Origin of the sequence: Roseinatronobacter alkalisoli (genome assembly GCF_028745735.1) — a bacterium.
Lineage (GTDB): Bacteria > Pseudomonadota > Alphaproteobacteria > Rhodobacterales > Rhodobacteraceae > Roseinatronobacter > Roseinatronobacter alkalisoli.
In genome coordinates this window covers 1-14,042 of record NZ_JAQZSM010000006.1, presented here as the reverse complement: position 1 = coordinate 14,042, position 14,042 = coordinate 1, and the positions used below count along the sequence as shown (strand labels likewise).

The window sequence follows — 14,042 nt, the reverse complement described above, 5'->3', positions numbered from 1 at the left end:
CTTCAGTAGTTTACGCGCCGCTCAATATAGCGGAACTGGATGACGGTCAGGATGATGACGATCCCCATCAGGATCACGGATTGCGCAGCGGAAGACCCGAGGTTCAGGTTCACGAACCCGTCGCGATAGACCTTGTAGACAAGAATATTCGTGGCCTGCGCTGGCCCGCCTTCGGTGGTGGCATGGATCACGCCGAATGTGTCGAACATGGCATAAACGACATTCACCACCATCAGAAAGAAGGTGATAGGTGACAGCAGCGGGAACACGATGGTCCAGAAGCGTTTCATCCGGCTGGCCCCGTCAATTGCTGCCGCTTCGATCAGGCTTTGCGGAATGGATTGCAGACCGGCCAGGAAGAACAGGAAATTATAGCTGATCTGTTTCCATGCGGCGGCAATGATGACCAGAATCATCGCATCCGTGCTGGATGACCGGTGGTTCCAGTCATAGCCGAACCCCTTGAGCATATAGGGCATGATCCCGATAGAGGGGTTGAAAATGAACCACCACAACACCCCGGCGATGGCGGGTGCCACAGCATAGGGCCAGACCAGAAAAGTAGTGTAGGTGTCGCGCGAGCGGATCATGCGGTTGACCATCACCGCGAATAGCAGCGCCACTGACATGGACAGGAATGTGGTGCCCACACTGAACCAGAAGGTTACATTCAGCGAATTCAGATATAGCGGATCGTTCAGCAGACGCACAAAATTGTCCAGACCAACGAATTCGGTGCGCAGCCCGAATATGTCCTGCCGCAGCACGGATTGATACAACGCCTGCGATGCAGGCCAGATGAAGAAAATTACCGTGATAATTACCTGCGGTGCCAGCAGGGCATAGGGCAGCCATTTGCTGGAAAAGGTCATCCGTTTGGTTTGCATGTCGTGTGGCCTTGGCTGTCGTCCAACGAAAGCACCCCCGGCAATTGGTGTCATGCCGGGGGTGCAGGTTCGGTCGCGGGGTTAGTTCATTGCCGCTTCGAATTCGCGCAGCAGCGCGTTGCCACGGCTGACCGCATCATCCGCAGCTTGCTGGCCGGTTTTCGCGCCGGTCATGACCGATTCCATTTCTTCCGAAATGATATCGCGGATCTGCACGAAGCTGCCGAAACGCAGGCCCTTGGAATTTTCGGTAGGTTCGTTCAGGTTCATCTGGCGGATTGAGATGTCGGCACCGGGGTTGGCGTCATAGTAGCCCTGCTCGGTTGTCAGGTCGAATGAGGCCTGGGTGATCGGCAGATAGCCGGTGTCCTGATGCCATTGCGCCTGAACTTCGGGCAGCGAGAGGTATTCGAAGAAGCGCGCGACGCCCTCGTACTCTGACTCTGTCTTGCCGCGCAGCACCCACAGTGTGGCGCCCCCGATGATCGAGTTCTGCGGCGCTCCGGACACGTCGTCATAATAGGGTAGCATACCAAAACCAACCTCGAATTCTGAGTTCCGAAGTACCCCGGCACGGCCTGCGGAACTCTCCATCAGGATCGCGCATTCGCTGCTATAAAATAGCGGTCCAGCATCCGGGCCAGCGCCACCTCCTGCCCAACGGAAGGTATCTGCTTGCTGCCAAGCATGTAGGTTGTCCCAGTGCCGCACGAGCACTTCATGTTGGTTGAAAATGAGTTCGGCGTCGAAACCGGCAAAGCCATTCAACTGCGTGCCCAGCGGCAGGTTGTGCAGAGCAAGGAGGTTTTCGAGTTGAACCCAGCTAGGCCAGCGAGTGGTGAATGCGCACGGCGCGGCACCAGAAGATTGGATCGCCTCTGCAGCAGCCTCCAGCTCAGACCATGTCGTGGGCGGGGTTTCCGGGTCCAGACCGGCCGCTTCGAAAACGTCCTTGTTATAATACATGATCGGGGTAGAGGAATTGAACGGGAAGGACAGCATGTTGCCGTCGGGGTCGGTGTAATAGCCCACGACCGCAGGCAGATATGCGGACGGATCAAACGGCACATCGTAATCGGCCATCAGCTGATAGATCGGATATGTGGCGCCTTCGGCGGCCATCATGGTGCCGGTGCCAACCTCAAAAACCTGAACGATATGGGGTTGTTGTTGCGCGCGGAATGCGGCAATCGCACCGGTCATGGTTTCTGTGTAAGTGCCACGGAAACTGGGGCGCACTTCAAATTCGCTCTGGCTGGCATTGAAATTGGCGGCGACGTCTTCCAGCAATTCGCCCAGTTCTCCGCCCATGGCATGCCACCAGTCGATGGTGACCTGCGCATTGGCCCAGACTGGCGTAAGCGCGGTGCTTGCGGCGACACAGGCGCCAAACACATGTTTCTTCATGATTTCCTCCCTTTCGAAGGTAGCGATGGAACTGTTCAGTTTGTCACGGGGGCAAGGCTATGCCCCCGCTCGCTACGATCACTAGCGTGGCATTGTAACAATCATAAGACAAGACAATTTTTTTATTTTATCATATAACATTTTATTATATACATGCCAAGGAAACCTAAAGGAATTACGCATGTCAGGCCAAATCAGTCCGCGCCAGTTAGAAGCCTTTCATGCGGTGGTTGAACACGGCACCATGACGCGGGCCTCGCAGCAGTTAAATATCTCGCAGCCGGCGGTCAGTCGCTTGTTGGCGGATCTGGCGCATGATCTGGGTTTTGCACTGTTTGACCGGCGCGACGGGCGGCTGGTGCCCACGCAGGAAGCGCGGTTTCTGTTGCCCGACATCCGGCGCGTGCTGGACCTTCTGGACCGTATTTCCGAAACCAGCCGCGACATTACCCAGCGCAAGGCAGGCGATCTGCGAATCGCCTGCCTGCCGGGGTTTGCCATCAGCCACCTGCCGCGCGTTGTCGCTGATTTTCTGAAAGACCGCCCCGGCGTGACTGTGACACTGGAACCGGACCGGCCCGAACGCATTCTGGAATGGATGGTGGGCGAGCAGTTCGATTTCGGTATTACCGACGGGTTTGACGGGCACCCCGCAGTTGAACGTGAAGAAATACGCGTCAGAACTGTGTGCATTTTTCCCCAAGACAGCCCACTTGCGCGGCAGGATGTGATTCGCCCACGTGACCTGGTGGACCAGAAGCTGATTCATACCCGCCGCGACAGCCCGTTTTTCAGGTTGCTGAACGAAGCCTTTCTGGCCGATGGGCAAAGTATCACAACCTTTGTTGAAGCGCGGCAATTCACCACGGCCTGCGAATTCGTCGCGCAAGGGGTGGGCGTTTCGGTCGTCAGTGAACTTGATGCGGTGAAATATCGCGGGCAGGGGGTGGAGTACCGGCCCTTCCGGCCCGCTGTGCCGCACCGCCTGTCATTGGTGCGCCCGATCCACAAACAGCCATCAATGATCACGTTGGAATTCATGGAATGTTTCGCAGAAAGCCTGCACCCGTTCCGCCAGCAGGATGAATAACCTGTTCCCTGCAATTACCACCTGCCCTGTATCCGGCCGCTCGCGGGCGTTTGCCGCACAGCGCGATATATGCCCCCCACCACCCGGTCACGGGGGCAGAGGGGAGTGGCCCGAACCCTGTCGGGCCAGTCCCGTGTCACATGCAGGCGTCAAACAGTGCGCGGGTATTTTCGCGCGTCATTTCAACCGGGTTGCCCCCGCAGGACGGATCCAGCAGTGCCATATCTGTCAACTCATCCAGCCGCGCGCGTTCCACCCCCAGCGCAGACAGGTTTTCGGGAATGGACAGTGTCGCGCGCAAGTCCATGATACGCGTGAGGAACCCGTCAAACCCGCCGTTGATGCCGATATAGGCGCTGGCGCGGGCAATCCTGTCCTCAATCTCTGCGCGGTTGAAATCCAGCACCATCGGCATGACCACGGCATTGGTGGTGCCGTGATGGGTGTTGTACACCGCGCCGATCGGGTGGCTCAGCGCATGGATCGCACCCAGCCCCTTCTGGAACGCCACAGCGCCCATGGCGGCAGCCGACATCATATTCGCGCGCCCTTCCAGATCATCGGGGGCGGCATAGACGCGGGGCAGGTTTTCAAACACCAGCCGCATGCCTTCCAGCGCGATTCCCTGCGACATGGGATGGTAATGCGGGCTGCAATAGGCTTCCAGACAATGCGCCAGTGCGTCCATTCCGGTGCCCGCCGTGATGAAGGCAGGCATCCCCACGGTCAGCGCAGGGTCGCAGATGGTGACAGCGGGCATCAGTCTGGGGTGAAAGATGATCTTCTTGCGGTGCGTGGCGCTGTCGGTCAGCACGCCCGCACGCCCGACCTCGGACCCGGTGCCTGCGGTTGTGGGAACAGCGATAATCGGCGCAATCGTGTCGGCGTTTGCGCGCGTCCACCAGTCGCCGATATCTTCCAGCTCCCACACGCCCACAGGCTGGTCCACCATCAGCGCAATCATCTTGCCCAGGTCCAGTGCTGAGCCCCCACCAAAGGCCACAACCCCGTCATGCCCGCCCGCGCGGTAGGCATCCAGCCCCGTGTTCATATTGGCCTCTGTCGGATTGGGATCCACTTCGGAAAACACCGCACGCCCAAGGCCCGCCGCGTCCAGCACATCCAGCGCCTGCGCGGTGATGGGCAGCGCCGCCAGCGCCTTGTCTGTGACCAGCAGCGGGCGTTTCATGCCCGTCGCCTGACAATGCTGCGCCAGTTCCGAAATCCGGCCCACACCGAATTTGATGACTGTCGGATAGCTCCAGTTTGCCGTGAATGACATGTATCAGACCTTTTTCAGATGGTAGGATTTGGACCGCGTCAGTGCCAGATATCCCAGTTTCGACAAGGCAGCACCGCGACCCGTATCCTTGCAGCCCGACCAGCACAGCGCCGGGTCCAGATAATCGCAGCGGTTCATCAGGATGGTGCCGCAGTCCAGTTGCGCGCCGATGTGCCGCGCGGCGGTGGCATCGCGCGTCCAGATCGATGCGGTCAGCCCATAGGGAGAATCATTCATCAATGACACTGCCTGCGCATCATCTCGTACCGGCATGATACCCACCACCGGCCCGAAGCTTTCTTCACGCATCACCCGCATGGAATGGTCCACATCGACCAGAATCTGCGGCGCCAGATAGGCCCCGCCATCATCTGCCGGGAACAGGGCAGGGTCAATCAACGCCCGCGCGCCCGTCGCCAATGCCTCGTCAATCTGGCCGCGCACTGTCGTTGCAAAGCGCACATGCGCCATCGGTCCCATGGTCGTCTCCGGTTCCAGCGGATTGCCAAGCCTCTGCGCTTTCACCCAGTCCACGGCCTTGTCAACGAAGGCATCATACAGGCTCTCATGTACGTAAATCCGTTCAATCCCGCAGCAGCACTGACCTGAATTGAACATCGCGCCATCCATCAGCCCGTCCACGGCCGCATCCAGATCGGCGTCTTCGCGCACATAGCCGGGATCCTTGCCGCCCAGTTCCAGCCCAAGGCCCGTGAAACTGCCCGCCGCCGCATGTTCAATCGCCTGCCCACCGCCGACGGACCCGGTAAAATTCACAAACCCGAAGGCACGTTCGCGGATCAGGGCCTCTGTCGTGGCATGATCCAGCACAAGGTTCTGGAACACATCCTGCGGCACGCCGCCTGCATGCAGCGCCTGCGCCAGCCGCTCGCCCGCCAGCAATGTCTGGCTGGCATGTTTCAGCACCACCGCATTCCCCGCAATCAGTGCAGGAACGACTGTGTTCACCGCTGTCAGGAACGGGTAATTCCACGGCGCAATTACAAAGACCACGCCATGTGGCTCGCGCGCCAGAACGCGGCTTACGCTATCGCTGTCTTCAATGACATCATCAGCCAGCGCGTCTGCGGCGATTTGCGCCATATAGGCAGCACGTTCGCGCACCCCGCCCATTTCCCCACCATAACGCACAGGCCGACCCATCTGCCAGGCCAGTTCCGGCACAATCTCGGCATTCATGCCTTCCAGCGCCTCGATGCCCCCCATCACCAGATCGATCCGCGTCTGCAAGGGCCGCGCGGCCCAAGCTGTCTGGGCTGCGCGCGCGCGTGCGACACAGGCCCGCGCGTCCTCCAGCGGTACAATCGCGCGTTCCGCGTGAACCGACCCATCCACGGGCGAGATCAGCTTGATCGTAGACATTATCGCTCCTGTTTTCTGCCCGGCATCCCTGTGTCGCGGGCTTCATCTTGCCAAAAAAAGCTCAGTTCTGCGGTGGCGCCTGCTCAGCCCCGTTCCAGCAACCGCCTGCGCTCCCAGTCGGTGACCACGCGGTCATGTTCCGAAATCTCCCACCGGGCGGCATGGGTGTAATGCTCCACCACCTCATCCCCAAAGGCCGCGCGCAGCATCTCTGACCCGTCCAGCAGGTCTGCCGCTTCGCGCAGGGTTTTCGGGATTTCGCGCGCCTCGCGTGCACCATACATGTCGCCGTGCAGTTCCGGCTCCAGCGCCATGCCCTGCTCGATCCCCGCAAGCCCAGCCGCCAGCAATGCGGCACAGGCCAGATAGGGGTTCAGATCCGCCCCGCCAATCCGGCATTCCACACGCACGGCGCGGCTGCCATCGCCGCACACCCGGAACCCCGCTGTGCGGTTATCCAGCGACCACACGGCCTTTGTGGGCGCGAACATCCCCGTGCAGAAGCGTTTGTAGCTGTTCACATTAGGGGCCAGAAAGGCCGTGATCTCGCGCGCATGGGCCAGTTGCCCGGCCATATACTGGCGCATCAGGGCCGACATGCCATATTCCGCATCCCCGTCCATGAAGGCCGCCGCGCCCTCAGGCGTCCATAGCGACTGATGCACATGGCTCGATGATCCCGCGCGCCGGTGGTCATATTTCGCCATGAAGGTCACGGATTTGCCCAGACCATGCGCGATTTCCTTGGTCGCCTGCTTGGTGATCACATGATAATCGGCGGTGGTGAGCATATCGGCATAGCGGATATTGATTTCCGCCTGTCCGGCCTCTGCCTCGCCCTTGGAATTCTCCACCGGAATTCCCGCGCCATACAGACCATTGCGCAAGGCCCGCATCAGCGGCTCTTCCTTGGTGGTCTGGAACAGGTGGTAATCTTCATTATAGGCCGAAATCGGCGTCAGCCGGTCCGTGCCCTGATCGCGCAATGCCTCATAGCTTTGCTCGAAAATATAGAATTCCAGCTCCGTCGCCGCCATCGGCACATAGCCCATGGCCTGCGCCCGCGCGATCTGGCGCTTCAGTATCGCACGCGGTGAAATCGTGATCTCGGCATGCGTGTGATGATCCACCAGATCGCACAGCACCAGCGCCGTTCCCTCCAGCCAGGGCAGACGACGCAGCGTGGCAAGATCGGGCTTCATCATGTAATCGCCATAGCCCTTCGCCCAGCTTGTCGATGCATACCCTTCAACAGTCAGCATCTCCATATCGGTGGCCAGCAGGTAATTGCAGCAATGCGTTTCTTCATACCCCGATGCCAGAAAATGCGCGGCATGAAACCGCTTGCCCATCAACCGGCCCTGCATATCGGGGGCGGCCACCAGAACCGTGTCAATCTCACCGGCATCAAAACCCGCCTGCAATTGCTGCAATGTCATTTCAGCCGCCATCAACCTGTCCTCCTGCCACATCCGGCATGCGCGTATATCCGCTTCATTCTGGTGAAAATATCCTCGGGGGGTGCGGGGGGCAGACAGCCCCCCGCCCTTTGTTGGTCAACCGGCCCTAGCTGTAGCGATAGGGGCGGCCCGCCTTGTCCATCGCGGCGTTATAGGCGCGGAACACCTCGACCACGCGGCGTTTGGTGTCGGATTCGGCGGCGATTTCTTCCCAGAAATCCCGCGCTGCACCTTCAACACTGCCCCATTCCGCATCCGGGATGGATGTCAGTTCCAGCTTGTCACCTTCTGTGCGCAGCCGCGCTTCGCCCGCCCAGTACCAGTGCTGGCGATAGTAATGCGACTGCTCGAAACAAGTGGCCATCAGGTTGCGCAGATGTTCGGGCAATTCGTTCCAGCGGTCCATATTGGCAAAGAAATGCCCGATCCACGCGCCAGAGATATTGTTGGTCAGGAAATGGCTGCAGATATCGGCCCAGCCCACTTCATAGGCTTCCGTGATCCCGCACCAGGCCACGCCGTCAATCTCGCGTGTCTGCAATGCGATTTCCACATCTTCCCAGGGCACGCTGACCGGCACCACACCGAATTGCGACAGGAACCGCCCCGCTGTCGGGAAGGTAAATACCCGCTTGCCCTGCAGATCGTCCAGCGATGTGATCGGCGATGAGGTGATGAAATGGCACGGATCCCACGACCCCGCCGAGATATGCTTGACGCCCACTTTCTCATATTCTTCGGCCCAGATTTCATTCAGGCCCCAGTCGTTGAACAGCGCGGGCACGTCCAGCGAATAGCGGCTGGCAAAAGGGAAATAGCCGCCGAACACGGTCACTTCGGTGGGGCTGGCCATGCTGTCATCGTCGGATTGCACAGCATCAATGGTGCCGCGCTGCATGGCCTGAAACAGTTCTTCCGTTGGCACAAGCTGGTCGGCATAATACAGGTCGATCTGCATTTCATCGCCTGCGATGGCGTTGAACATATCGATGGCGGGTTTGGCCACCTGTGCGCCAAGGGCGGCACCTGCATAGGTCTGCAACCGCCAGCGGATGGTGGATTGCGCGCGCACCGCCGGTGCGGCGAGTGTTGCAGCCCCGCCAAGGGCGCTGGTGGTCAGAAACTTCCGTCTTGTCGTTGTCATGGGTCTTCCTTCCTGTCTTGGGTTTCAGTTATCCGGGCGCGTTATCCGCGCCTTCTGTCGGGGGGCATGGGCTGTCCGGGGTCATGGAAACACCACGCCGGGCAGCCAAAGCGCGATTTGCGGGAAGGCCATCACCAGCCCAAGGCCGATGATCATCACCCCCACAAACGGCACGATGGAGCGGTAGATGTCGATCAGGGACACTTCTTTCGGGGCCATGGCCCGCATCAGAAACAGGTTGTAGCCGAAAGGCGGCGTCATATAGGCGATCTGGCAGGTGATGGTATAAAGCACGCCATACCAGATCAGGTCGAATTCCAGCATCCGCACAATCGGCACATAAAGTGGCGCGACAATGACCAGCATCGCCGTGTCGTCCAGAAACATGCCCATCAGGATAAAGGAAATCTGCATCAGAATCAGGATTTCCCAGCGCCCAAGGCCCAGGTTATCCATGAACAGCGCACGCACGAAATCGACCGCGCGCAGCCCGTCGAACACTGCGCCGAAAGCCAGCGCGGCAAGGATGATCCACAGGAACATGCATGAAATCGCCAGCGTCTTGCGGGTGCAGCGTTCCAACACATCCCAGCTCATGCGGCCCTTCAGGAAGGACACCGCCAGCGCCGCCACAGCGCCCACAACCGAACTTTCGACCAGCCGCGTATATCCCAGCACGAACGGCACCATCATCACTGCGAAAATGCCCAGCGGCATCAGCCCCGCCAGCAGCAGGCGGTATTTTTCCGCGCGGGTGACACTGGCCAGTTCCGCGGGGTCTATGGTCGGGCCAAGGGCGGGGTTAATCTTGCAGCGTATCCAGATATAGATGATGAACAGCACCGCCAGCATCAGCCCCGGCAACAGCCCCGCCATCCATAACTGCCCCACAGGCTGGCGCGCGATCATGGCGTACAGCACCAGCACCACCGAAGGTGGTACCAGAATGCCAAGGCTGGACCCGGCTTGTATGACGCCCGTGACCATCCGCTTGTCGTAATTTCGCTTCAGCAATTCGGGCAGCGCGATTGTGGCGCCGATTGCCATGCCCGCCACGCTCAGCCCGTTCATGGCCGAAATCAGCACCATCAGCACAATCGTCCCGATCGCCAGCCCGCCGGGCACCGGGCCGAACCAGACATGGAACATGCGATACAGATCATCGGCCAGTTTGCTTTCCGACAGCACATAACCCATGAAAACGAACATCGGCAGCGTCATCAGCGGAAACCAGTTCATCAGCTTGATGGTCTGCGCAAATGCCAGATCATGCCCGCCCCGTTCGCCCCATAACCCGATGGCCGCAACCACCGCGACAAAACCGATGACGCCGAACATGCGCTGGCCAGTCAGCATGACCACCAGCATGGTCCCGAACATCAGGGCTGCAATCATTTCATATGACATCAGATGTCCTTGCCCCGTAGTTTGGCAATGTCGCGGATCAGAAAGGCGGTGCATTGCAGGATCATCAGCACGATGCCGATACACATGACAATCTTGATGGGGGCCATATAGGGCCGCCACAGCCCGCGACGGCGTTCGCCATATTCCAGCGCGTATTGGGTGCTTTCAATACCGCCCCATAACAGCACACCCAGATAGACCAGCAGTGTGAAAATGGTGATGGCATCCACTGCGGCCTTGCTGCGGTCCGACCAGCGTGAATACAGCAGGTCCATTCGCACTGCGGACCCCAGCTGCAGCGAATAGGCACCCCCCAGCATGAAATAGCCGAGCAGCAGGAACTGCGCCATTTCATCGGTCCATATCTGTGGGCTGAAGCCCGCGCGCGCAATGGCACCCCACATCAGCACCGCCATAAGCGCGAACAGCCCCCACATGGCCAGCCGCCCTACACGGTAATTCAGCGCCTCTACCCAGCGGACATAGGTGATCAGGGCTGCGGGCATGGGCCATCCTTCACATTTTGCATGGCTCGCAGAATGGCCGGGGCCAGCCGCGCGGCGATATCGGTTTGCTGCGCTGCGCTGGCAATCAGGTCATTGCGCAATTCCAGCATGGCATTGGGAAGGAAATAGGGCAGGGCATGCAAGCGCAGCGTATGGGTCACATGGTCGGCGGCGCTATAGGGTTCGTTCAACCGCGTTGTCAGGCCGGTATCGGGGGAATGCGCCAGAATGGCCTGCGCAAATTCAGGCGCGTCGTCATGAATGATACCGAATTCCACATCGCGCGGCTGGCCATACCATGTAGGTGTGAAGGAATGGATGGTCACGATACAGGGGCGGGTGCCAAGCAGAAGCGCGCGCGCAATACGGGCGCGGACATGGTTGTGAAACGGCAGATACAGCGCCTGCATCCGTGCCATGCGCTGGGCGGTATCCAACCCCTGATTCTGCGTGATATGGAATGTTTCGGACACGGATGGCATGGCATCCATGCGTTCAGGGCTGCGGTTCAGGTCATAGATCAACCGCGACAGGGGCGCATGCACCAGTTCCGCCGCGCCGGTCGCCCGGCCCAGATTTTCCCCCAATGCCCGCGCCAGCCCCAGTGCGCCCGGATCGCTGGCAACATGCGCCGACATCTGCGCGGGCGCGTCGTCAAACTGCGCCCAAGGGGGGGCGGTGGCATTTGACGCGTGTTCGCAGATCAGCATGATCTGCGGAACCAACGCGTCCGGCTGCGCCGCGCCTGTTGCACCCCAGGCATCGCAGGTGCCTGACCAGTCGCCAGTCACAGATGGGGATGTCCCGTCAAAAGTCGCAATGTCAGGGTGTGACATCAGTAAGCGCCCATGCTGCCTTTCGTGCAAGCCTGCCGCATCCAGGTTGATTTCGTCAAGACTTTTTCTTGTATTGATTTTTTGTAATAAACATTACAGACCTGTTGCAGGTTCTTTCAGGGGGAGGCATGAAACCTATCGACACACTGGAAGCGCGGTTGCGCGCGGCAATGCCGGACCTGACACGGGCCGAACGGCAGCTTGCGGCCTATATGCTTAGTAATTTCCCGGTTTCCGTGCTGGGCAGTGTGTCAGACGTGGCGCGCGCCGCAGAAGTGTCGGGGCCGACAGTGGTGCGGCTGGTGCGCAAACTGGGGTTTTCAGGTTATCCGGAATTTCGCGCGCAGCTTCATGAAGATCTGGGCGAAAGACTGGCCTCGCCGATAGCAAAGCACGAAAAATGGGCGGGTGTCGGCGCGCGTGATCATATTCTGAACCGCTTTGCCCAAAGCGTGATCGAAAATGTGAACCTGACGCTCAGTCAGCAGGACCTGGCCAGCTTTGACGAAGCGGCGCGCATTCTGTCGGACAAGTCGCGCCCTGTGCATATGGTGGGCGGGCGGTTGACGCGATCCATCGCGGAATACTTTGCCACCGCGCTGAAGGTGATGCGCGCGGATGTGTCGCTGCTGTCCAGCCTGCCCAATACCTGGCCGCCCGCGCTGCTGGACATGACCGAACGCGATGTGTTGGTGGTGTTCGACATTCGCCGGTATGAGCCATCGGTGATGCAGCTTGCCGAACTGGCGAATGAACAGGGCGTCGAGATTATCCTGCTGACCGACAGATGGGTGTCCCCTGCGGCCAGCGTTGCGCGCCATATCCTTGCCAGTCATATCGAAGTGCCGTCCGCATGGGATACAGTCGTGCCCCTTGTCGCCATTGTGGAAGCGATGCTTGCACGCATTCAGGAACGCAACTGGGCCGATACCAGCGAAAGGCTGGAACGCATGGAATCGCTTTACGAGCAGATGCGCCTGTTCAAGCGGATTCGATAGCAGGCGCGGGCTTATTCCGGGCGTTTGCGCAGGGTGCGCGCAAAGCTGTCGAAAATGCCGGAATTGGCTGCGATCACTTCGCCGCGTTCCAGAATATCCGTGCCTTCGCGGATTGGCGCGATGAACCCGCCCGCCTCGCGTACCAGCAACAACCCTGCGGCAATATCCCAAGGCTGTACTTCGCGTTCCCAATACCCGTCGAACCGGCCGGCCGCCACATAGGCCAGATCAAGCGACGCAGCCCCCCAGCGCCGCACACCGGCACATGCGGGCATCAGTTGCGCCAGATCATGCAGTGTGGCGGGCAGGGTTTTCTTGGCGGCAAAGGGCACGCCGGTGGCAAAGATGCATTCCAGCATCGTGTTGCGGTTTGACACGCGCAGGCGCTTGTCATTCATGAAGGTGCCCGCACCTTTCTCGGCGACGAACATTTCATCCTTAGCGGGGTCGAACACCACTGCGGCGATAATCTCGCCCTTGAATTCCAGCGCGATGGACACGGCCCAATGCGGCAGGCCGTGCAGGTAGTTGGTGGTCCCGTCCAGCGGGTCCACGATCCAGCGACGGGTGGGGTCCTTGCCCTCGACCGGGTCGGTCTCCTCGCCCAGCCAGCCGTAATTGGGGCGCGCTTCCATCAGATCGTCGCGGATGATGCGTTCAGCGGCAATATCGGCGCGGCTGACGAAATCGCCTGCGGCCTTGGACGACACCTGAAGGTTTTCCACTTCGCGGAAATCCTTGACCAAAGCGCGGCCCGCCTTGCGCGCGGCCTTGATCATCAGGTTGAGGTTGGCACTGCCTTGCATCCGAACGGCTCCTAGATTGGGTCAGAGGGCGCTATACTTGGGTATGGGGGGGATGTGAAGGGGGTGCGCGCTTGCGCGGGTGAGGGTTGGGGCATATGGTGGGCACTAGTAGCGAATGTGATCATATTGGAAAATTGATAGGGCGGCGAGATGAATAAAAATTCTATAGGTTTAGATCGTAAGTCTTTTAGAGCTCGCTTAGACAACCTATTGCATCCCTCAAGGCATATAGAGGTGAGTCAACAGCTCAAGGGAAGAACTAAAAATATTAATGAAATGTTAGATGCATTCGAAACGCCCGGTGCTCATCCATTTATCTGGGGCGCGCGTGGGATAGGTAAAACATCTGTCGGCCATACCGCCTGTCAGGTACATAATGACTTGGTCGAGTTGGTTTCAGTCGTTGCTTGCGGTAAAAAAACTAATTTCCGCAGTCTCTTGCAAGACATAGTTAACGACGCAGCAGAGAGAAATCCAAGTATCTTGAAGGGGATCAAATTTAAGGGACAAATAAAAATTGCAGGAATAACACTTGCTGGAGAAACTGCGGATATGTTGACTGTGAATGAAAGTATCACACCTAATCAAGCAAGTGCTTTGGTGAGGCATGCAATACAGCCCTCTGATATAGATAAATCTCCATGTGTAATAGTCGATGAGTTTGATCGTCTTGAAAGTGATGATACGTTTCAAAGCATCGCCGACATGTTAGGGTCAGGACTCATAGCCAATAGATGACTGTAGCGGCGAGCGCGATGGCTGAGAGGAAGACTTTTGGGCAGCGATCATAGCGGGTTGCGACACGCCGCCAGTCCTTGAGCCTGCCAAACATGATT

At 59.0% G+C, this 14,042-nt stretch carries 13 protein-coding genes and 1 pseudogene; 3 read left to right on the top strand and 11 right to left on the bottom strand.

From position 1 onward, the window contains the following. Positions 1-2: 2 nt before the first annotated feature. Both ugpA and ugpB read right to left on the bottom strand, forming a co-directional pair. Positions 3-887 carry a sn-glycerol-3-phosphate ABC transporter permease UgpA gene (gene ugpA, locus PUT78_RS08415; protein ID WP_274351813.1) on the bottom strand — a complete coding sequence of 295 codons (885 nt, stop codon included), beginning with the start codon at positions 885-887 and terminating at the stop codon, positions 3-5. Positions 888-968: 81 nt separating this feature from the next. Next, complete coding sequence (ugpB, locus tag PUT78_RS08410) at positions 969-2,294, bottom strand: sn-glycerol-3-phosphate ABC transporter substrate-binding protein UgpB (RefSeq protein ID WP_274351812.1); 1,326 nt, start codon at positions 2,292-2,294, stop codon at positions 969-971. 181 nt (positions 2,295-2,475) lie between these two features. Between ugpB and PUT78_RS08405 the strand changes: the two genes are divergently transcribed. Continuing rightward, on the top strand, positions 2,476-3,384 hold the full coding sequence (locus PUT78_RS08405) for a LysR substrate-binding domain-containing protein (protein WP_274351811.1): 909 nt from the start codon (positions 2,476-2,478) through the stop codon (positions 3,382-3,384). A gap of 136 nt (positions 3,385-3,520) precedes the next feature. On the opposite strand, the gene PUT78_RS08400 is transcribed toward PUT78_RS08405, so the two are convergent. From PUT78_RS08400 to PUT78_RS08370, 7 genes are all read right to left on the bottom strand, one after another. Beyond that, the gene (locus tag PUT78_RS08400) at positions 3,521-4,666 is read right to left on the bottom strand and encodes an iron-containing alcohol dehydrogenase (RefSeq protein ID WP_274351810.1); all 1,146 of its coding nucleotides are present in this window, start codon (positions 4,664-4,666) and stop codon (positions 3,521-3,523) included. Positions 4,667-4,669: 3 nt separating this feature from the next. Further along, a complete protein-coding gene (locus PUT78_RS08395; protein WP_420793481.1) occupies positions 4,670-6,049 on the bottom strand; it encodes an aldehyde dehydrogenase family protein in 1,380 nt (459 codons plus the stop codon). 83 nt (positions 6,050-6,132) lie between these two features. Next, positions 6,133-7,500 carry a glutamine synthetase family protein gene (locus tag PUT78_RS08390; RefSeq protein ID WP_274351809.1) on the bottom strand — a complete coding sequence of 456 codons (1,368 nt, stop codon included), beginning with the start codon at positions 7,498-7,500 and terminating at the stop codon, positions 6,133-6,135. Between the two features lie 115 nt (positions 7,501-7,615). Then, a complete protein-coding gene (locus PUT78_RS08385; protein WP_274351808.1) occupies positions 7,616-8,653 on the bottom strand; it encodes a TRAP transporter substrate-binding protein in 1,038 nt (345 codons plus the stop codon). A gap of 81 nt (positions 8,654-8,734) precedes the next feature. Further along, positions 8,735-10,060, bottom strand: coding sequence for a TRAP transporter large permease (locus PUT78_RS08380; protein ID WP_274351807.1), 1,326 nt, complete (start codon positions 10,058-10,060; stop codon positions 8,735-8,737). Continuing rightward, entirely contained in the window at positions 10,060-10,566 is a 507-nt protein-coding gene (locus tag PUT78_RS08375; protein WP_274351806.1) for a TRAP transporter small permease subunit, read from the bottom strand. The genes PUT78_RS08380 and PUT78_RS08375 overlap by 1 nt, the downstream gene beginning before the upstream one ends. Continuing rightward, a complete protein-coding gene (locus PUT78_RS08370) occupies positions 10,551-11,402 on the bottom strand; it encodes an N-formylglutamate amidohydrolase (protein WP_274351805.1) in 852 nt (283 codons plus the stop codon). The genes PUT78_RS08375 and PUT78_RS08370 overlap by 16 nt, the downstream gene beginning before the upstream one ends. Before the next feature lie 128 nt (positions 11,403-11,530). Here PUT78_RS08370 and PUT78_RS08365 point away from each other — a divergent pair, with 128 nt between their 5' ends. Continuing rightward, positions 11,531-12,400, top strand: coding sequence for a MurR/RpiR family transcriptional regulator (locus PUT78_RS08365; protein ID WP_274351804.1), 870 nt, complete (start codon positions 11,531-11,533; stop codon positions 12,398-12,400). 11 nt (positions 12,401-12,411) lie between these two features. Here PUT78_RS08365 and PUT78_RS08360 read toward each other — a convergent pair whose 3' ends face one another. Next, complete coding sequence (locus tag PUT78_RS08360; protein ID WP_274351803.1) at positions 12,412-13,206, bottom strand: inositol monophosphatase family protein; 795 nt, start codon at positions 13,204-13,206, stop codon at positions 12,412-12,414. A gap of 150 nt (positions 13,207-13,356) precedes the next feature. Between PUT78_RS08360 and PUT78_RS08355 the strand changes: the two genes are divergently transcribed. Beyond that, positions 13,357-13,944 (top strand): ATP-binding protein, encoded by a 588-nt coding sequence (locus PUT78_RS08355; RefSeq protein ID WP_274351802.1) that lies wholly within the window; start codon positions 13,357-13,359, stop codon positions 13,942-13,944. Here the strand turns inward: PUT78_RS08355 and PUT78_RS08350 are convergent. After that, a pseudogene (locus PUT78_RS08350) lies at positions 13,928-14,042 on the bottom strand (IS5/IS1182 family transposase); the annotation flags it as partial. The gene PUT78_RS08355 and the pseudogene PUT78_RS08350 overlap by 17 nt on opposite strands.